Genomic DNA, 18992 nt, shown 5'->3' with positions numbered 1-18992 from the left:
CCGACTATCCGAGGACTCTACGATAGGGCTATGGGAAACGAGCACGAGTACAAGATCGAGGTTGAGTGGCGGGGCAACCGGGGAACCGGCACGAGTGGCTACCGTGACTACGGCCGGGAACTCGTGATTCGCGCGGCCGGCAAGGAGGAGCTCGAGGGCTCCGCCGACCCGACCTTCCGCGGCGACCGCGACCGATGGAACCCCGAGGAGCTGCTCGTGACCGCGCTCGCGCAGTGCCACATGCTGTCGTACCTACATATGGCGGTGCGGGAGGGCGTCGTCGTCACGAGCTATAGCGACGCCGCGGTGGGCGTGATGCGGCAGGAGGGACTCGGCGGCGAGTTCACCGAGGTGACGCTCTACCCGCGGGTGACTGTCGCGGACGCCTCCATGGTCGACGCCGCACTGGCCGCGCACAAGGACGCGTACGAGAACTGCTTCATCGCGCGGTCCGTGAACTTCCCGGTCAAGCACGAGCCGACGATCACCGTAGGCTAGGGCGCGCGGCCCGGTCGCCGTCCGCGTAACACGGTCCCGAGCGCCGCGCACTCCTAATACAATGGAGCCCATGGCCCAGTCCTCTTCGTTCTCCGTCTCCACGCCGATCTTCTACGTCAACGACGCCCCGCACATCGGGCACGCCTACACCGAGGTGGCTGCCGACGTGCTCGCGCGCTGGCACCGGCAGGCCGGCGACGAGACGTTCTTCCTCACCGGCACCGACGAGCACGGCCAGAAGATCCTGCGCACGGCGACGGCGAACGGCGTGCACCCGAAGGAATGGGCTGACCGCCTCGTCGAGTCGTCGTGGCGCCCGCTGCTCGACACGATCAACATCTCCAACGACGACTTCATTCGCACGACCGACGAGCGCCACAAGGTCGGCGTCGAGACGTTCCTGCAGCGCCTGCACGACGACGGCCACGTCTATGCTGGCGAGTTCGAGGCGCTGTACTGCGTCGGATGTGAGGAGTTCAAGCCGAAAAGCGAGATCGTCGACGGCGAGGGCGCGTTCGAGGGCCAGAAAGTCTGCGCGATCCACTCGAAGCCGCTGGAGCTGCTCCAGGAGAAGAACTACTTCTTCAAGATGAGCGCGTTCCAGGACCGCCTGCTGGCGCTCTACGAAGAGCGCCCCGACTTCGTGCAGCCGGCGAGCGCGCGCAACGAGGTGATTGCGTTCGTGCAGCAGGGCCTCGAAGACCTGTCGATCTCGCGCACCTCATTCGACTGGGGCATCCCGATCCCGTGGGACTCCGCGCACGTCACCTACGTCTGGTTCGACGCGCTGCTCAACTACATCACCGCGCGCGGTTACGGGCAGAACCCGGCAGACCCGACGGCTGACCTGAAGCACTGGCCGGCCGTGCAGATCGTCGGCAAGGACATCCTGCGCTTCCACGCCGTGATCTGGCCCGCGATGCTCATGGCTGCTGGCCTCGAGGTGCCCTCGAACGTGTTCGCGCACGGCTGGCTCCTCGTCGGCGGCGAGAAGATGTCGAAGTCAAAGCTCACCGGTATCGCGCCGAACGAGATCACCGATACCTTCGGCGCCGACGCGTTCCGCTACTACTTCATGCGCGCCGTGTCGTTCGGCCACGACGGCTCGTTCAGCTGGGAGGATCTCGCGGCTCGGTACCAGGCCGAGCTTGCGAACGGCTTCGGCAACCTCGCGAGCCGGTTGCTCGCGATGAACGTCAAGTACTTCGACGGTGCCGTCCCCGCAGCTGGGGCCGAGGAACCGGCAGACGCCGCGATCCGTGAGCTCGCCGCGAAGGCCGCGGCCGACGCCGATGCGCACATCGAGGCGTTCGCGATCCACGAGGCGCTCGCCTCGATCTGGGAGCTCGTGGACGCGCTGAATGGCTACATCACCGAGCAGCAGCCGTGGGTGCTTGCAAAGGATGAGACGCAGCGTGAGCGTCTCGGGACGGTGCTCTACACCGTGTCCGAGGGGCTGCGCATGCTCGCCGAGCTGCTGCACCCCGTGATCCCCGAATCGACGGGCAAGCTCTGGGCCGCGCTCGGCGCAGAGGAGAGCCTCGGCGCGCTCGCCGCGCAGCCGCTGCGCGCTGCCGGCACGTGGGGCCGGCTTCCGGCGGGCGCGACCCAGCATCCGCTGCCAGTGCTCTTCCCCCGGATCGAGACGGAGGGCGACAGTAAGTGAGTCCCGCAGCTGAGGGGGCGACGCCCTCGCAGACTCCCGCGGGCGGGATTCGCAAGCGGCGAGAGGCGCCCGAGGGCCCCGGCAAGCAGACGCGCGATCTCACGCGTCCTGCCAGCCCCGAGCCTTTGCCGTTCCCGCTGTACGACAACCACACCCACCTCGAGTTCGAGGACGGCGTGGAGCAGCTCGATCCGCTCGAGTCGCTCGCCCGCGCTGAGGCCGTCGGCGTTCGCGGCGTCGTCCAGGTCGGCACGGATCTCGAGACGAGCAGGTGGAGCGCCGAGTTCGCCGCGACCGACGCGCGCGTGCTCGCCGCCGTCGCTCTGCACCCGAACGAGGCTCCGCGGCTCGCCGCAGCGGGGACGCTGTCGGAACACCTCTCCGAGATCGCCAGGCTCGCTGCCCAGCCGCGCGTGCGCGCGGTTGGTGAGACCGGGCTCGACTTCTTCCGCACGGGCGAAGAGGGGCGCGAGGCCCAGTACGAGTCGTTCGAGACGCACATCGAGATCGCGAAGGCGCACGGCATCGCATTGCAGATCCACGATCGCGACGCGCACGACGAGGTCGTCGCGACCCTCACCCGCGTGGGCGCTCCGGAGCGCACCGTGTTCCACTGCTTCTCTGGCGACGCGGCTCTCGCGAAGATTTGCAACGAACGTGGCTGGTACATGTCGTTCGCTGGCACGATGACTTTCAAGAACGCGCCGGCGCTGCGGGAAGCGCTCTCGATCGCGCGGCCCGAGCTGGTGCTCGTCGAAACCGACGCGCCATTCCTTACGCCCGAGCCGTTGCGTGGGCGCCCGAACGCGCCCTACCTGATGCCGCACACCGTGCGTCGGCTCGCCGAGGTGCAGGAGCTGCCACTTGAGGACGTGTGCCGTCAGCTCGCGGCAAACACCGAGCGCGTGTACGGCACGTGGGAGATGGACTCAGATGACTAACGCGCTGCTCGGCCCGGTCGAGGTCCGCGAGCTCGCGGAGCGGCTCGACGTGTCGCCGACGAAAAAGCTCGGCCAGAACTTCGTGATCGACCCGAACACCGTGCGCAAGATCGTGCGCCTCGCGGGCGTCGGGGCGGACGACGCGGTCATCGAGATTGGCCCCGGGCTCGGTTCGCTGACGCTGGGGATCACCGAGGTCGGCGCCGACGTCACCGCGATCGAGATCGACTCTCGTCTTGCCGCAGAGCTGCCAAACACGATTCGCGCGATGCAGCCTGAGGCGGCCGAGCGCTTCCGCGTGATCCACACCGACGCGCTCGACCTCGCGGACGAGCAGCTCGCGGGTCTCCCCGCCCAGCCGACGGCGCTTGTCGCAAACCTGCCGTACAACGTGTCGGTGCCGATCCTCATGCACCTGCTTGAGCTCATCCCGACGCTTGATCGCGGGCTGGTGATGGTGCAGGCCGAGGTCGGCTACCGGATCGCGGCGGGTCCAGGCTCGAAGGAGTACGGCGCACCGAGCGCGAAGGCGACCTGGTACGGGGAATGGGGGATCGCGGGCACGGTGAGCCGCCGCATCTTCTGGCCGGTGCCCGGGGTCGACTCGGTGCTCGTCTCGTACGAGCGACGCGCCGAGAGCCTTGGAACCGAGGCCGAACGGGTGCTCACGTTCGAGCTCGTCAACGCGGCGTTCGCGCAGCGTCGCAAGATGATCAGGCAGGCGCTTCAGCCCGTGCTCGGGCCCGAACATGCCGTCGCGATCATCGAACAGGCGGGCATCGCCCCGACCGCCCGTGCAGAGCAGCTGCACATCACCGACTTCCTCGCGATCGCGCGGTCACGCGCGGCCGCTGAGTTGCGCTAGCGTAGGAACCATGCGGAGCGACCAGCGAAGATCGATCACCGTGCGAGCGCCCGGCAAGATCAACGTCTACTTCCGCGTCGGCGCGCTGCAGGACGATGGCTACCACGAGGTTGCCTCGCTCTACCAGGCGGTCTCGCTCTTCGAAGAAGTCACGGCGACCGAGTCCGATGCGTTCTCGTTGCGGTTCGGCGGCCCCATCGACACTGCCGGCCTCCCGACCGACGACACGAACCTCGCGATCCGAGCGGCGAAGCTGCTCGCGGCCCACACCGGATACCAGGGCGGCGTCGATCTCACCGTGCTCAAGCGCGTGCCGATTGCCGGGGGCATGGGGGGCGGGTCAGCAGACGCCGCGGCAACCCTGCTCGCCTGCGACGAGCTGTGGTGCACAGGGGTCGGCCGTTCGGGGCTCGCGGCGCTCGCGGCCGAGCTCGGTGCGGACGTGCCGTTCGCGCTCGAGGGCGGCACCGCCGTCGGCACCGGTCGCGGCGACGAGCTGAGTCAGGCGCTCGCCAAGGGGACCTTCCACTGGGTGCTCGCCCTGTCTGACGGCGGGCTCAGCACGCCTGAGGTCTACAACATGCTGGATCGCCACCGCGACGACCACGCGAACGAGCTCGGCGAGCAGCCGGAGTACGTCAAGGTTGAGACTGCCGTGCTCCAGGCGGTGCGCGTAGGCGACGCCGAGTCGCTCGCGGACTCGATGCACAACGATCTGCAGGCGGCGGCGCTGCGGCTCGCGCCAGAGCTTACGAAGCTCCTCGAGCTGGGGGAGTCGCGCGGTGCGCTCGCCGGGATCGTCTCGGGCTCCGGGCCAACCGTCGCGTTCCTGGTCGAGAGCGCACAGGAAGCGTCGGAACTGAAGTCCGTGCTCACCCGCGCGGGTGTCAGCGCGCTCACCGTCACCGGCCCCGTGCACGGCGCTCGCGTCATCGAAGGCTGAAACATCGCGCTGCTGCGAGGAATACTTCGGCGACAGGCGGGGTTGCACGGGACGTGAGTAATACGATCCGCATTGACATTTGGTCTGACATCGCCTGCCCGTGGTGCTACATCGGCGCGAACCGCTTCCGCACGGCGGTCGCGCAGTTCCAAGCCGACAACCCTGAGGTTGAGTTCGAGATCGAGGGGCACAGCTACGAGCTCGCCCCAGACACCCCGCTGAACTTCGAAGGCAGCGAGATCGACTTCCTCGTGAAGCACAAGGGTATGCCGCGCGAACAGGTCGAAGACATGCTCGGCCAGATGACCGCGATGGCTGCCGCCGAAGGCATCACGTTCGACTTCGGGAAGGTCGCGCACTCGAACACTGCGGCCGCCCACCGTGTGCTGCACCTCGCGAAGGAGCAGGGCATCTACGAGGAGGTACTCGCGCGCCTCTTCAAGGCCTACTTCGAGGAGGGCGTCAACGTTGGCGACCCCGAGCAGATCGCCAAGGTCGTCGACGAGGTCGGGCTCGACCCCGACGAGGTTCGCGACGCCTTCGAAGACGAGGGATACGGGGAGGCCGTCGAGAGCGACATCACCCGCGCTCGGATGCTCGGCGTGACGGGCGTGCCCTTCTACCTCATCAACGAGAAGTACGGCGTCTCGGGCGCCCAGCAGCCAGAGATGTTCGTGAGCGCGTTCGAACAGGTGCTCACCCTCGAGGCCGAGGCGAACTCGGCTGACTGAGCCTCCACTGAGAGATCAGTGGACGGGCGGCCGCCCCGCGGTTCGCCGAACTAGAATTCACGCAGGAGAGGATCCAATATGAGTGACACGACAACCGAGAAGACCGAGACCCCTGACCTGGTCGAGCTGAACACCGATGCGAGCATCGCGGGCGCTGCGGCGTTTGCGGGCGCCGAGACCGCAGAGATTCTGAATCTGCTCGGCGACAGCTCCACCGGCGGCTCGTGCTGCGGCGGAAGCTGCTGCATGCCCGGCGAGGGCTAAAGGATTCGCAAACACAGGCGGCGTACCCCTCGGGGTGCGCCGCCTTTTGTGTGGCCGCGACCGGCCCGCCGCGATCGGCACTGCGTATGGCATCGGCCGTTGCAATGCAGAAACCACCGGAGTTTGGCATTGCCTTCGCCGATCACAGACGCTGGGGCTGGGGCTGGGGCTGGGGCTGGGGCTGGGGCTGGGGCTGGGGCTGGGGCTGGGGCTGGGGCTGGGGCTGGAGCTGGAGCTGGAGCTGGAGCTGAGCAAGGCTGGCGCCAGACCTGGGGCCGCGTCCCTAGGGCAGCGCGTTACAGTTTGGGGTTGCAGGCTCGCCGGCAGCCCGTGCCAGCGTCCACTCGACGAGTTCCGGGGTGAGCGGAGAGTCAGCAGCAACGAGCGAGAGGTGGTCGAGCCCCGCAAACTCCCGGTAGTCGATCTCGGCCCCTGCGGCGCAGCGGTCGGCAACCCACTCGCGCTGTTGCTCGGGTCGAACGAGCGGGTCCGCGAGGCCCTGGGCCACGAGCACAGGGGCAGGGAACGGCCCGACGGGGGTCTGCGCCCTGAGCAGGTCGCCGAACTCGCCGTCGAGCAGGCTGTCGGGGAAGATCTGGTTCGGCACCTGCGTGCCGTGGAGGATCGCAGCAAGCACGTCCTGCCCGTTGAAGCACAGGTCCTTGATCTGCTCGACGCCGCGCGCCGATCCGGGCGTGAGCTGCGCGGCGAGATTCAGCTGCGGGTAGAGCTCGCCCCAGGTGGCTGCGATGTACGCCGAGACAGTCTTTCCTGCCGCGTCGTTCTTGTTCACCTCGGCGAGCCCGAACAGGTCGGCAGCCGGCGCGAATGCCGCGATGCCCTGCACGGTGACGTCGGGAGCGTAGCGCTCGGCGAGCTGCCCTGTCCACAGCGATCCCTGCCCGCCCTGCGAGTGACCCCAGACGACGGTCTCGCTCGTGACCGACACCTCGGAGAACTCCTGGGCGGCTCTGGCCGCGTCCAGAACGTTGCGGGCCTCCGAGTCCCCGATGAGATAGGGGTGCGCGCCAGCGGTACCCAGCCCAATGTAGTCCGACGTGACCGCGGCCCAGCCATTGTCGACGACGAGCTGCTCGAGGGCTGCCCCAGCGCCGTCTGCGAACGGGGTCGCGCTCAGCGACGGGGCACACTTCGCCGCGACGCCGGTGGTTCCGTGCGCGACCGAGAGGAGTTGCAGGGGGTCCTCGCCCCTCGCCTTCGGCGCCACAATCGTGCCGCTGGAGACCGCCGGTGAGCCGTCCGTGTTCGTGGTCGTGTAGAGGATGCGCCAGGCGTCGGCGCCGCGGGGCACGCCCTCCCGCAGCGGCTCCGAACGGATGAGCTTGCCAGGCTCCGAGGGCACGCTCGTCGGCGGGTCGTAGAAGGCTCCAGGCTGCGGGAGGGGGACGCCGCCGAGCGCCCAGTTCGAGCCGAGCGCAACGGCGACGGCAAGCACAAGCGCGAGGCTTGCGCCGATGGTGCGCGACCAGCGGGCAAGTTTGCCGCGCTGCCGCTTCTGCTCTGGCGTCCGCCGATACAGCGCAGCCAGGACGAGTTGCAGTCCGAAGAACACGAACCAGGCGCCGACTCCGAGTCTGAAAAACGTCAGGGTGAGCACGGGCCACGACAGCGCGACGACTCCGAAGACGATGCTCGCGAGCGCGATGATGACGCTCGTCGCGCGCTGGTCTCCGCCGTGTCGGATCACCTGGACGGTCTGCAAGACGCCGTGGCCGATGAGCGACGCACCGACGATGAACGCGATCCACGGGGCGCCGCCAGCGGGCCACACCGCGATGATTGCGCCGAGCAGGAATAGCACTGCCCCGAAGACGCGCGCGGAGACGCGGGTGAAGCCGTCGATCGTTGGCAGCAGCGCCGCAGCAATTCCAGCGAGCGCCAAGCCGATGCCGGTGACCACGGCGATCTGGTGTGTGGAGAGTGGTGCCAATACGAGTAGCACGCCGAGAACGACGCCGGCGACGCCGATAAGCGCACGCACAGGCACTGCGAACGACGAGAGTGAGGCGGTGATCGTGGATTTCAGCGGCACTTCGTTGCCCTCACATGGCTCGGCGTCGCCCCGGGTCGAGCGGGCAATGCGTTCGGTATGACGCGTTCAGACTACCGCGCAGTCACGCCTCCACGGCGACATCGAGTACCTCGTTCTCGCCCCCAAGGTAGACGGCGGGCCAGTAGCCCTCCGGGAAGTGCTCGCCCGTTGTATCGTCAAAGTGCAGCACGAGTCCGCCGCCGGGCGATGCCGCGAGGGTCTGCAGCGCAAGGCCTCTGGCTGCCTCCTCGCGGTCTGACTCCGTGGGATCCTCATCGCCGAACTCGGTGACGATCGCGTCGGTGGAGCGCCGCACGAGCGCGGGCAGCTGCGCGAGGGCGGCGGCGAGCCGCTCGGCGAGGGCCTCCACGACCTTCGGATCACTGCTTTCGACGAGCAGTTCGATGGTTGCCCCGGCGACCTCAATCTCGCCGCCGTAGCTGTCCATGAAGTGGACATCGCCGTCGGTGAGCGTGAACGATGAGCGGCTCAGCGTGCCAAGGGTCGGGTGGGTGACGTCTGGGTGCGCGGTCATACGGCAAGCGTACCGGCGGCGCACAGCATCGATCGGCCGAGCCCTGAAGCTCCGGCCCCCCCGGCACACAGGCCAGTCGACTATTCTCGATAGGTACTCCTTCCGACGCGCGCCGCGTATCGGGCGGCGACGCCCGTGGCGATCGACTGCGTCGGGGGATCCACGCGACTATTGAGGCAGGTATGGCGCATATTCTCGGGGCTGAGGCCCTGCATCTTGAGGTGCCCACGAAGACGGTGTTTGACTCGGTGACCCTCGGCGTCGACGAGGGGGATCGCATCGGAATCGTCGGCCGCAACGGCGACGGCAAGTCCTCGCTGCTCATGATGCTTGCCGGGCGGCGCGAGCCCGATTCCGGCCGCGTCACCTATCGCGGCGGCACCACGATCGGGGTGCTCGACCAGGCAGATCAGTTCGACGACGGTGAGACCGTCGGCAATGCGATCGTCGGTGACACCCCCGAGTACGAGTGGGCTGGCGATCCAAAGGTGCGCGAGGTCATCGCGGGACTCGTCTCAGACCTGCCGTGGGACGCCGAGCTCGAGTCGCTGTCGGGCGGCCAGCGTCGACGCGTCGCGCTCGCCCGACTCCTCGTTGGTGACTGGGACGTGCTGTTTCTCGACGAGCCGACGAACCACCTCGACGTCGAGGCCGTCGCCTGGCTCGCGGAGCACCTGAAACGCCGCTGGCCGAATGGGCAGGGCGCGCTGCTCGTCGTCACGCACGACCGGTGGTTCCTCGACGAGGTTTGCACCGCGACCTGGGAGGTGCACGACAGGATCGTCGAGCCGTTCGAAGGCGGGTATGCGGCCTACATTCTGCAGCGCGTCGAGCGCGACCGGCAGGCCGCCGTCGTCGAGCAGAAGCGACAGAACCTCGCGCGCAAGGAGCTCGCCTGGCTCCGGCGCGGCGCGCCAGCGCGCACCGCGAAGCCCAAGTTCAGGATCGACGCCGCGAACGAACTCATCGCCGACGTGCCCGAGATCCGCGACAAGGTGTCACTGCAGTCGATGGCCGTCTCGCGCCTCGGCAAGGAGGTCGTCAACATCCTCGATGTCGGCGTCTCGTACACCGACCCGGTTTCGGGGGAACCCCGCGAGGTGCTGCGCGACGTCGAGTGGCGGCTCGCCCCGGGCGAGCGCACCGGCATCCTCGGCGTGAACGGTGCGGGCAAATCGACGCTGCTCGGGCTCATCTCGGGCGCGGTCGAGCCGACGAGCGGCACCGTGAAGACCGGCAAGACCGTGAAGGTCGCGCAGCTCACGCAGCGCCTCGACGAGCTCGAGGCGCACCTGAACGAGCCGGTGCGCGTCGTCATCGGGCGGCTGCGCACGAGCTTCACCGTCGGCTCCGGCTCGAAGGCGCAGGACCTCACTCCTGGGCAGCTGCTCGAACGCATGGGATTCACGAGCGCGCAGCTGTCGACGCCCGTGAAGGATCTCTCGGGCGGCCAGAAGCGGCGCCTGCAGCTGCTCCTGATCCTGCTCGATCAGCCGAACGTGCTCATCCTCGACGAGCCGACGAACGACCTCGACACCGACATGCTCGCGGCGATGGAGGACCTGCTCGACTCGTGGCCGGGCACCCTCATCGTCGTCTCGCACGACCGCTACTTCCTTGAGCGCGTGACAGATCAGCAGTACGCGATCCTCGATAGGCGGCTCAGGCACCTCCCGAACGGTGTCGACGAATACCTGAAGCTGCGCCAGGCCGAGGAGCGCGCGAAGGAGGCAGCCGCCGCGGGCGGGGGAACGAAGCAGACCTCCTCCTCCGCTGGTTCGCAGGCCTCGAAGACGGCCCAGCCCGCGCAGCCGAAGCTCTCGGGCCGTGAGCTCCGCGACGCCCAGAAAGAGCTGTCGTCGGTGGAGCGGAAGATGGAGAAGCTGCAGGGCGACATCGCGAAGTCCCGCGACGGACTCGCGACCCTCGACCAGGCGGACTATGCGCTGCTGAACGCCGAGATGGCGAAGATCACCGCGCTCGAGGCAGAGGTCGAGAGCCTCGAGGAGCGCTGGCTGGAGCTGTCGGAAGCGCTCGGGTAAGGCCCCGGGCCGCGGCGCTACAGCCGCGCCGCCGCGACCGGTTCGATCGCTCGAGCCGCGTCGGTTGCTGAGGGGCCGGTCGAGGCGCTCGCCGCAAGCACCGCGAGTGCCTCGACAAGGTCGCCCCCGAGTAGCGTGAGCGAGTCCAGACCCGTTGAGAGCCACACGGGAAGCTCTCCGGCGTGGGAGCGTGCAGAAACGTCCCAGAGCAGCGCGTCGCCGTTTTCGCTCCACCCGAACACCTCAAGCGTCTCCGCGACCTTCCACGTGCCGTCAGGTTCGACGAGCCAATCGAAGCCCTCAGCCTGGCCGTCGCGGTAGACGGCACGGAACCTGTCGGTGAGACGTTCGGCGCGGCGCCGCCCGTCGGCGAAGCCGTCGCGCACCGGCGGGTAGATCAGCCAGAGTCCGAACGTGCGCGCCCAGCCGTACTGCTCGACGAATGCGCGGTACGACGGCGGGTACGCGCCGCCGTCCGCGAACCGGTGCGTGGTGAGCGCGCCCGCATCGATGTGCGACGTGGTCGGGGCCGCGGTCGAGCCGTACGGGTAGCGGAGGTCGGCGCAGGGCTGATCGGGCTGTGCATCGTGCGACATGCACCAATACTGTCAGGCGCTGATGTGCTGAGTGCACGATCTGCACGCAACGTTCGCGCATTTGTGGCGCGCGTGCCAGACTTGCGCTGAGAACCACAGCACAAAGGAGTAGCTATGACACTGGCAGGGAAGACGATCCTCATGTCTGGCGGTAGCCGGGGAATCGGGCTTGCGATCGCGCTGCGCGCCGCGGCTGACGGGGCGAACGTCGCGATGCTTGCGAAGACCGACACCCCGCATCCGAAGCTCGCCGGAACGATCCACACCGCCGCCGACGAGATCCGCGCGGCTGGCGGCAACGCGCTCGCGATTGTCGGCGACGTGCGCAGCGACGAGGACATCGCGTCGGCCGTCGAGCAGGCGCGCGCCGAGTTCGGCGGGATCGACATTGTCGTGAACAACGCGAGTGTCATTGACCTGTCGGGAACGCTCGACCTGGGCCCGAAGAAGTACGATCTCATGCAGGACGTGAACGTGCGCGGCACGTTCATGCTCTCGCGCGCGGCGCTCCCGCTCCTGCAGCAGGCCGAGAACCCCCACATCCTGTCGCTCTCGCCGCCCCTGAACCTCGACCCCAAGTGGCTTGGTGCGCACACGGGGTACACGCTCGCGAAGTACGGCATGACGATGGCGACGCTTGGCATGGCGGCTGAGTTCGCGAAGGCGGGAGTCGCGGCGAACACGCTGTGGCCGGCGACCACCGTCGCGACCGCTGCCGTGCAGAACCTGCTCGGTGGCGACAAGGTGATGGCGGCGAGCCGGACGGCTGCGGTCTATGCCGACGCGGCGTACGCGGTGCTCACGAAGCCAGCGGCAGAATACACCGGCCAGTCCCTCATCGCAGAGGACGTGCTGCGCGGCGAGGGCGTCACCGACTTCTCCGGCTACGCGGCGGTGCCCGGAACCCCGGACAGCGAGCTGCGCCCTGACATCTTCCTGGACTAGGGTTCCGTTCCCGGGGTAGCGGTATTAGCGTTGGCACATGGTCAACTATCGCTACCTCGGAAACAGCGGCCTCAAGGTCTCGGAGATCACCTACGGCAACTGGATCACCCACGCCTCGCAGGTCGCCGACGAGGCAGCGACGAAGACGGTGCATGCGGCGCTCGACGCAGGAATCACGACCTTCGACACCGCGGACACCTATGCGAACCAGGGCGCCGAGGTTGTACTCGGCAAGGCGCTCGCTGGGCAGCGGCGCGAGGGGCTCGAGATCTTCACGAAGTGCTACTTCCCGGTCGGAGCCAAGGGACCGAACGACACGGGGCTGAGCCGGAAACACATCTTTGAGTCGATCAACGGCTCGCTGACTCGGCTCGGCACCGACTACGTCGACCTGTACCAGGCGCACAGGTTCGACTATGAGACGCCGCTCGAAGAGACGTTCCAGGCGTTCGCCGACATCGTGCGCCAGGGCAAGGCGCTGTACATCGGGGTGTCGGAGTGGACGGCGGAGCAGCTGCGTGAGGGCCACGCGCTCGCGAAACAGCTCGGGATCCAGCTCATCTCGAACCAGCCACAGTACTCGATGCTCTGGCGGGTCATTGAAGGCAAGGTCGTGCCAGCGTCCGAGGAGCTCGGCATCTCGCAGATTGTGTGGTCGCCGATGGCGCAGGGAGTGCTCACCGGCAAGTACCAGCCGGGCCAGCCGCTCCCCGCGGGGTCGCGCGCGACCGACGAGCGGAGCGGCGCGAGGTTCATCCACGATTTTCTCCGAGAGGAGCTGCTCGTCGCCGTGCAGCGGCTGAAGCTCATCGCTGAGGAAGCGGGGCTCACGATGCCACAGCTTGCAATCGCGTGGGTGCTGCAGCACCCAAACGTCGCGTCGGCGCTCGTTGGCGCGTCCAGGCCCGAGCAGCTCGCCGACACCGTGAAGGCGTCGGGCGTCACGCTCGACGCAGCGACCCTCGCTGCCATCGACGAGGCGCTCGGGGACGTGGTCAACAGCGACCCAGAGCACACTTACACGGTGTCGCCGAAGACGCGCCTGAGCTAGCTGCCGCTGCCGAGCGGGCGCTGCGGGGCACCGCCCGCCCTACGCGCTCGCGGTGCCGATCGGCACGACGAGCGGGCTGCCGCTCACGGGGTCTGGCACGACGACGCACTCGAGATCGAAGACCTCACGCACAAGCTCGGGGGTGATGATGTCCCTCGGTGCGCCCGCGGCGACGACGTCGCCATCGCGCATGGCGATGATGTGGGTCGCGTAGCGCGCGGCGTGGTTGAGATCGTGGAGGACGGCGACGAGCGTGCGCCCGCTCGCGTGGAGCGCCCGGAACAGCTCGAGGAGCCCGATCTGGTGCGCGATGTCGAGGAACGTAGTCGGCTCGTCAAGGAGCAGGATCGGGGTCTCCTGGGCCAACGCCATCGCGACCCACACTCGCTGCCGCTGGCCGCCTGAGAGCTCGTCCACAAGCCGCGTTGAGAGCTCTGTCGTGTGGGTCGCTGCGAGCGCCTCGCTGACAGCGCGCGCGTCGTCGCTCGACCACTGCCGCACGATCCCCTGGTGTGGGTAGCGGCCGCGCGACACGAGGTCGGCGACGACGATCCCGTCGGGGGAGAGGGACGATTGCGGCAGCAGGCCTACCTCCCTTGCGAATGCCTTCGCCTTGCGCTCGTGAATGGCGCGGCCGTCGAGCACGACTGCCCCGGCGGCAGGCCGGAGCAGCCGCGAGAGGGCGCGCAGCAGCGTCGATTTGCCGCAGGCGTTCGGGCCGACGATCACCGTGAACGAATCGTCAGGGATCTCGACGTTCAACTGGCTGGAGATGACGCGCTTGTCGTAGCCGAGCGTGAGATCCTTCGCGTGCAGCCGGGAAGGGTGAGCTGCGGGCGCAGAATGCAGGGTGTCCATGTGGGGCTTTCTCGTAAGTCGGGGAATGAGTAACGGCTAGCGACGACGGGTCTCGCGCACGAGCAGCCACACGAAGTAGAGGCCGCCGACGGACACCGTCACGATGCCCACGGGGAGCTGCATCGGCGCGAAGAGCCGCTGGCCGATGAAGTCGCTCACGACGAGCAACAGTGCGCCCGTCGCCCCGGCGGCGACGACGCCGACTCCTGCCGCCCTCGTGAGCCTGCGGGCGATCTGTGGCGCGACGAGCGCGATGAACGCGATCGGGCCGGCGGATGCGGTGACGAGGGCGACGAGCGCGACGCCGATCAGGATCGCGGCAAGCCTGACCCAGTCAGGGCGGGATCCGAGCGACCCAGCCGCGTCGTCGCCGAGTTCGAGCACGCGGAGCGCTGGCGAGAGCGCGATCGCAGGGATGAGCAACGCAAGGAATACGGCGGCGGCGGGAGCGAGCGTCGCGACCGTGAGACCGTTGAGCGAGCCGCTGCCCCAGACTGCGGCGGTGAGCTGCTCGCCGGTGCTTGCCCTGAGCATGAGGTAGGTATTGACGGCGGCGAGCATCGCCGAGACGCCGATTCCGACGATGATGAGCCGGAACCCCTGCACCCCTCGCCGATACGCGAGCGCGAACACGGCGAACGCCGTCACGATCCCGCCGACGAGGGCGCCCGTTGCGACCGCGAAGTAGCCTCCGCCCGTCACCAAGAGCACGACCAGTGCGCCGGTGTAGGAGCCCGAGGCGAAGCCGATGACGTCGGGCGAGCCGAGCGGGTTGCGGGTGAGCGACTGGAAGATCGCGCCGCTCATGCCGAGGGCGATGCCGAAGAGCGCGGCGAGCAGTGCGCGGGGGAGGCGCCACTCGCGGACGACGAGCACGGTGCCCTCGTCGGCGGTCCCGAGCACGCCGCCGAGGACCTCTTCGAGGGTGAGCGTGTAGGTGCCGGTCGCAACCGAGGCGACGATGACGGCGGCGGTGAGCGCCGCGAGCACGACCACGACGATCACCGAGCGCCGTGCGGCCCGCCATGAGAGCCTCGGACGCTGGACGGAGAGGGCTGCGTAGCCAAAATTCACCTGGCTGTCGGTCACAATGCACTCACATTTTTCCGGCGCGCGAGGGCAATCAGGACCGGGGCACCGAGGAACGCGGTGACGATGCCAACCTCCAGCTCTTTCGGGGCGAGCACCACTCGTCCGACGACGTCTGACGCGAGGAGCAGCAGGGCCGCGCCGAGGGCGGAGAACGGGATGATCCAGCGCTGGTCTGGCCCGGTGAACCACCGGACAACGTGCGGCACCATCAGCCCGACGAATCCGATCGGGCCTGCGGCCGCGGCCGCGGCGCCAGCGAGCAGCGTCACCGCGACGATGACAACGACGCGGGTGCGCAGGACGCTCGCGCCGAGCGCAGACGCCGCGTCATCCCCGAGCGCGATCGCGTTGAGCGGGCGGCCGACCGCGAGGGAGAGTGCGAGGCCCAGCGCGATCGGGATCCAGACCGCGCCGAGCGTCGACCACCCCCGGCCCGCGAGCGAGCCCGCATTCCATCGCAGGAGGTCGTCGAACACGTCGGGATTCAGCATGACGACCGCCGAGGTGAACCCTGACAGCAGCGCGCCGAGGGCGACGCCAACAAGCGTGAGCCGGATGGGCGTCGCACCGAGCGACCCTGCGGAGCCCAGCGCGTAGACGAGGAGCGTCACGAGGATCGCGCCGGCGAAGCTGAACCACAGGTACTGAGAAATTGCGGAGACCCCGAAGAACGCGACGCCCACGACAACGGCGAAGCTGCTGCCTGCGCCGACACCGAGAATGCCCGTGTCGGCGAGCGGGTTGCGGGTGAGCGCCTGGATCAGGGCGCCGGCGACGCCGAGTGCCGCCCCGAGGAGTAGGGCGAGCGCGGCGCGCGGCGCGCGCATCTCGGTGACGATGTAGGCTTCCTCGCTCCCGTCCGGGTGCCACAGCACCCGCCACACGTCGTCAAGTGAGATCGGGCGTGCGCCAACCGACACACTGAGCGCGAGCGTGAGCGCGATGAACGCGATCGCGGCGGCAAGGAAGAGTGGCTGCCGTGCGGTACCGTTCACAGCCCGAGCTCGTCGAGCTTCGAATCGTACAGATCCCGTTTTTCCTCCTCGTCAACTGGCGAATCCCAGACCGCCGCGAGCGCGGCGACGGTCCCCACATCGAGCGCGTCGTAGCGGCCGAGCCACTCCTCCTGCCTGTCCCGCCAGTAGCCGATGACCGCGTATTGCCGGGGGTCGAGGCCGCGTTCGTGGCGGAGATAGCGCCGTGCCTCCCTGAGCTCGCCCGCTTCGCCCGCGACCCAGACGTAGCAGTCATCCGAGATCGGGAGCGCCCGCAGCGCCTCCGTCATCGCGCTCGGGGCGACGCCATTGCCCCGGCCGACGATCCACTCGACCTGCATGCGATCGCTGTGGAAGTCGATCCGGTGCGAGGCCTCCGCGATCTCGATCGCGGCGACGGCGTGCACACCCTCGGAGAGTTGTTCGGCGAGCCGGGAGAGCGCGGGCATACCGGTCGCGTCGGTGACGAACAGCTGGGTCCGTGCGTCTGCAGGCGGCTCGTAGAGGCCGCGGGGCGAGTGGAACGCCACGCGTTCCCCGGGTCGCGCCGCCGCCGCCCACTGGCCCGCCTGCCCGTGCCCGTGGACGACGAAGTCGATATCGAGTTCGCCGCATGCACGGTCGTGCCGCCTGATCGTGTACGGCTCGATGTGCGAGTCGTGTTCGGGTTCCCGCCAGGTGCCTGACTCGTCGAGCGTTGGCAGGTGGAGCGCTCCGTCGGCGCCGGGGAAGCGCACGCGGACGAATTCGTCGCCGATCCCCGTGGTAGGGAACCCGCTGAGACCGGGCCCGCCAAGGGTGACGCGCACCATCCCCGGCGTGAGCCGGGTGGTGCGCGTCACCTCGCCGATGTACAGGTCGTCCATCACGCCCGCGCGTCGATCTTCGCCTGCACCTCTGCGAACAGCGCCTCGAGACTGTCGAGGTTCTGCATTGCCCAGCCGAATGAGCCCGTCGGGCCGAGGTTGATGTAGTCGAAGACCATCCCGTGCTGCACCGCGGGCAGATTCGTCCACAGCGTGTTCTTCGCGAGCGCGTCGAGCTGCTCCTGCGGGGTGTTCTGCAAGGTGAAGATAATGTCGGCGTTCGACAGCCGCCCCAGCTCCTCGTACGAGAACCACTCGGGGAAGCCGTCGGTGGTGACCTCGTCCTCTTGCTGCTCACGGAATGTCGCGCCGAGGTCGCGGAGAATCGGGGTCATGAAGTGCTTGTCCGAGTAGGTGCCCCACTCGGTCTCGCCGGGCGCCGCGACCGTGATCGCGTTGTCGGCGAGCATGTCAGCGTACTTCGCCTTGATCTCGTCGCGCCGCTCGTTGTACTTCTCCTGCAGTGGCGCGACCAGGTCCTCTTTGCCCATGATCTTCGCGAGCTCGACTGAGCGTGTGCGCCATGCCTCGCCGTCGCGGGCGTTGAACGTGACGATCGGGGCGATCTTCTCGATCTCAGCGCGCATCGGGTCGTCAAGCGGGAGGAAGTCCTGTGTCGCGACCACGAGATCTGGCTTCGCCTGCACGATGGCCTCGAGGTTGAGTTCGTAGTACTCGCCGATCGACTGGGCGTCGGACGCGCGAATCTTGTCACTGTAGTCGACGGGGATCGCATCGCCGTCGGTGTCCGTGAAGTAGCTGTTCACGACTCCGACCGGAGTCACTCCTACGTCCATGAGCGCGGCCGGGGTGTAGAAATCGACGGAGACGATGCGCTCAATCTTCTCGGGGAGCGTGACGTCGCCGAACTCGCTCTCGTAGACGCGGCTACCCGGCGCTTCGTCGCTCGCAGTGGTGGCGGCGCCGCAGGCGGAGAGCGCGAGGGCAGCGGCAGACGCGAGGACAGCGGTGACGACCCTGCCCGTGACGCGGGCTGAGGTGAAGGACGACATGAGACTCCTGGAGATGGTTTCCGACGCGGCGGGATGTTGTCACATCGGATGAAACTTAGGTTGACCTAAGTAACCGTAGCGGTGGCGCCGTTCTGGTTTGGCGACAACTTGTGCCGGTTTTCGTACGCTCAGACTTGCGTCAGTGGTCCCCGGGCGCGTGCGTACTCGGCCGGTGTCTGGCCGGTGAGCGAGCGAAAGTGCTCGATGAAGGTCGACGGATTCCGGTACCCGAGGCGTCGGGAAATCGACACCACGGCCTCGCCGTTCGCAAGCTCCCGGATCGCGACCTGGAGCCGGGCGAGGATACGCCACTGCGTGAACGTGATGCCGGTCTCGCCCTCGAACTGGCGCGCGAGCGTGCGCTCGTGCATGCCGAGCAGGCGCGCCCAGGTCGCGGTCGTGCGCTTGTCGGCCGGGTCTGCGAGCACCGCGTCGGCGATCGAGCGCAGGTGCGGGCTCGACGGCATGCTCAGGTCGAACGAGGTCGTGGGCGCCGGTGCAAGGAGATCGAGGATGACTCGTTGGAGCCGCAACCGGGCCTGTGCGTCGAGGTTTGCCTGCAGATTGTGCAGGAGGAGGATGCGGAGCGCGTCGCTCAACGCGATCCCCATCACGGCCTGGGGGACCGCGGTCATGTGCCCCTCGATGCCCGTGAGGTAGGTGGCGCGCACCCGCGCTGCGCCAACGGTGGATGCGCGGTGGGGAATATCCGCCGGAATCCACACCCCAAGCGCCGGCGGGATCGACCAGGCCCGCCCGTCTGCCTCGAGCGTCACAATGCCGCCCTCGGACCAGAGAAGTTCATGCTGGTGGTGCGCGTGTTCGTGCCAGGACGTCGAGCGTTCGACGTCGTAATCAATCGTCGTGAGGAGGAATCCCGGCGGCACGCTGGGGACGATCATGGTTGCTGTCACGGAGCGGTCCTTTGGTGAGTTGCGCCAGGCGACCGAGCGCCGCGAGAGCGACTACATCAGACGTGGGTGAGGTTTACCTAACTTGGTGCTACCATCTGGCTAGAACAATCATCAGATGAATTGC

At 68.1% G+C, this 18992-nt stretch carries 20 protein-coding genes; 11 read left to right on the top strand and 9 right to left on the bottom strand.

Annotated elements, in window-relative coordinates:
* Positions 1–30 precede the first annotated feature (30 nt).
* From BJ960_RS11590 to BJ960_RS11555, 8 genes are all read left to right on the top strand, one after another.
* Positions 31–498, top strand: coding sequence for an OsmC family protein (locus BJ960_RS11590; protein WP_185987391.1), 468 nt, complete (start codon positions 31–33; stop codon positions 496–498).
* A gap of 70 nt (positions 499–568) precedes the next feature.
* A complete protein-coding gene (gene metG, locus BJ960_RS11585; protein WP_121073260.1) occupies positions 569–2164 on the top strand; it encodes a methionine--tRNA ligase in 1596 nt (531 codons plus the stop codon).
* Positions 2165–2211: 47 nt separating this feature from the next.
* On the top strand, positions 2212–3105 hold the full coding sequence (locus tag BJ960_RS11580) for a TatD family hydrolase (protein ID WP_121073586.1): 894 nt from the start codon (positions 2212–2214) through the stop codon (positions 3103–3105).
* Complete coding sequence (gene rsmA, locus BJ960_RS11575) at positions 3098–3970, top strand: 16S rRNA (adenine(1518)-N(6)/adenine(1519)-N(6))-dimethyltransferase RsmA (RefSeq protein WP_185987390.1); 873 nt, start codon at positions 3098–3100, stop codon at positions 3968–3970. Before BJ960_RS11580 ends, rsmA begins: the two co-directional genes overlap by 8 nt.
* A gap of 10 nt (positions 3971–3980) precedes the next feature.
* Complete coding sequence (locus BJ960_RS11570; protein WP_121073256.1) at positions 3981–4913, top strand: 4-(cytidine 5'-diphospho)-2-C-methyl-D-erythritol kinase; 933 nt, start codon at positions 3981–3983, stop codon at positions 4911–4913.
* A 53-nt stretch (positions 4914–4966) separates the two neighbouring features.
* Positions 4967–5644, top strand: a complete 678-nt coding sequence (locus BJ960_RS11565; protein WP_185987389.1) for a DsbA family oxidoreductase — start codon at positions 4967–4969, stop codon at positions 5642–5644.
* A gap of 78 nt (positions 5645–5722) precedes the next feature.
* Positions 5723–5908 (top strand): hypothetical protein, encoded by a 186-nt coding sequence (locus tag BJ960_RS11560; RefSeq protein WP_121073252.1) that lies wholly within the window; start codon positions 5723–5725, stop codon positions 5906–5908.
* Positions 5909–6012: 104 nt separating this feature from the next.
* Positions 6013–6159, top strand: coding sequence for a hypothetical protein (locus tag BJ960_RS11555; protein WP_185987388.1), 147 nt, complete (start codon positions 6013–6015; stop codon positions 6157–6159).
* A 32-nt stretch (positions 6160–6191) separates the two neighbouring features.
* Here BJ960_RS11555 and BJ960_RS11550 read toward each other — a convergent pair whose 3' ends face one another.
* Entirely contained in the window at positions 6192–7961 is a 1770-nt protein-coding gene (locus BJ960_RS11550; RefSeq protein WP_307814595.1) for a lipase family protein, read from the bottom strand.
* Positions 7962–8043: 82 nt separating this feature from the next.
* The gene (locus BJ960_RS11545; RefSeq protein WP_185987387.1) at positions 8044–8496 is read right to left on the bottom strand and encodes a hypothetical protein; all 453 of its coding nucleotides are present in this window, start codon (positions 8494–8496) and stop codon (positions 8044–8046) included.
* 182 nt (positions 8497–8678) lie between these two features.
* Here BJ960_RS11545 and BJ960_RS11540 point away from each other — a divergent pair, with 182 nt between their 5' ends.
* Positions 8679–10538, top strand: a complete 1860-nt coding sequence (locus tag BJ960_RS11540; protein ID WP_185987386.1) for an ABC-F family ATP-binding cassette domain-containing protein — start codon at positions 8679–8681, stop codon at positions 10536–10538.
* Between the two features lie 17 nt (positions 10539–10555).
* Here the strand turns inward: BJ960_RS11540 and BJ960_RS11535 are convergent, their stop codons facing one another.
* Entirely contained in the window at positions 10556–11134 is a 579-nt protein-coding gene (locus BJ960_RS11535) for a hypothetical protein (protein ID WP_202229130.1), read from the bottom strand.
* A 114-nt stretch (positions 11135–11248) separates the two neighbouring features.
* On the opposite strand from BJ960_RS11535, the gene BJ960_RS11530 reads away from it, so the two are divergent.
* Both BJ960_RS11530 and BJ960_RS11525 read left to right on the top strand, forming a co-directional pair.
* Positions 11249–12079: an SDR family oxidoreductase gene (locus tag BJ960_RS11530; RefSeq protein ID WP_185987385.1), complete on the top strand. Its 831-nt coding sequence runs from the start codon at positions 11249–11251 to the stop codon at positions 12077–12079.
* A 37-nt stretch (positions 12080–12116) separates the two neighbouring features.
* Positions 12117–13130, top strand: coding sequence for an aldo/keto reductase family protein (locus tag BJ960_RS11525; RefSeq protein ID WP_185987384.1), 1014 nt, complete (start codon positions 12117–12119; stop codon positions 13128–13130).
* Between the two features lie 39 nt (positions 13131–13169).
* On the opposite strand, the gene BJ960_RS11520 is transcribed toward BJ960_RS11525, so the two are convergent.
* The 6 genes from BJ960_RS11520 to BJ960_RS17195 all read right to left on the bottom strand — a co-directional run bounded on the left by BJ960_RS11520 (position 13170) and on the right by BJ960_RS17195 (position 18868).
* Positions 13170–13988 carry an ABC transporter ATP-binding protein gene (locus BJ960_RS11520; protein ID WP_185987383.1) on the bottom strand — a complete coding sequence of 273 codons (819 nt, stop codon included), beginning with the start codon at positions 13986–13988 and terminating at the stop codon, positions 13170–13172.
* A gap of 36 nt (positions 13989–14024) precedes the next feature.
* Positions 14025–15077, bottom strand: coding sequence for a FecCD family ABC transporter permease (locus tag BJ960_RS11515; RefSeq protein ID WP_307814596.1), 1053 nt, complete (start codon positions 15075–15077; stop codon positions 14025–14027).
* A complete protein-coding gene (locus BJ960_RS11510; RefSeq protein ID WP_185987382.1) occupies positions 15074–16075 on the bottom strand; it encodes a FecCD family ABC transporter permease in 1002 nt (333 codons plus the stop codon). The genes BJ960_RS11515 and BJ960_RS11510 overlap by 4 nt, the downstream gene beginning before the upstream one ends.
* Positions 16072–16941 (bottom strand): siderophore-interacting protein, encoded by an 870-nt coding sequence (locus BJ960_RS11505; RefSeq protein WP_185987381.1) that lies wholly within the window; start codon positions 16939–16941, stop codon positions 16072–16074. Before BJ960_RS11505 ends, BJ960_RS11510 begins: the two co-directional genes overlap by 4 nt.
* Entirely contained in the window at positions 16941–17954 is a 1014-nt protein-coding gene (locus BJ960_RS11500; protein ID WP_185987380.1) for an ABC transporter substrate-binding protein, read from the bottom strand. The genes BJ960_RS11505 and BJ960_RS11500 overlap by 1 nt, the downstream gene beginning before the upstream one ends.
* Before the next feature lie 128 nt (positions 17955–18082).
* A complete protein-coding gene (locus BJ960_RS17195; protein WP_185987379.1) occupies positions 18083–18868 on the bottom strand; it encodes a helix-turn-helix transcriptional regulator in 786 nt (261 codons plus the stop codon).
* Between the last annotated feature and the right edge of the window lie 124 nt (positions 18869–18992).

Source organism: Leucobacter aridicollis, from assembly GCF_013409595.1.
In the GTDB taxonomy this organism is placed as follows: domain Bacteria; phylum Actinomycetota; class Actinomycetes; order Actinomycetales; family Microbacteriaceae; genus Leucobacter; species Leucobacter aridicollis.
This window is presented reverse-complemented; position numbering and strand designations above follow the sequence as displayed.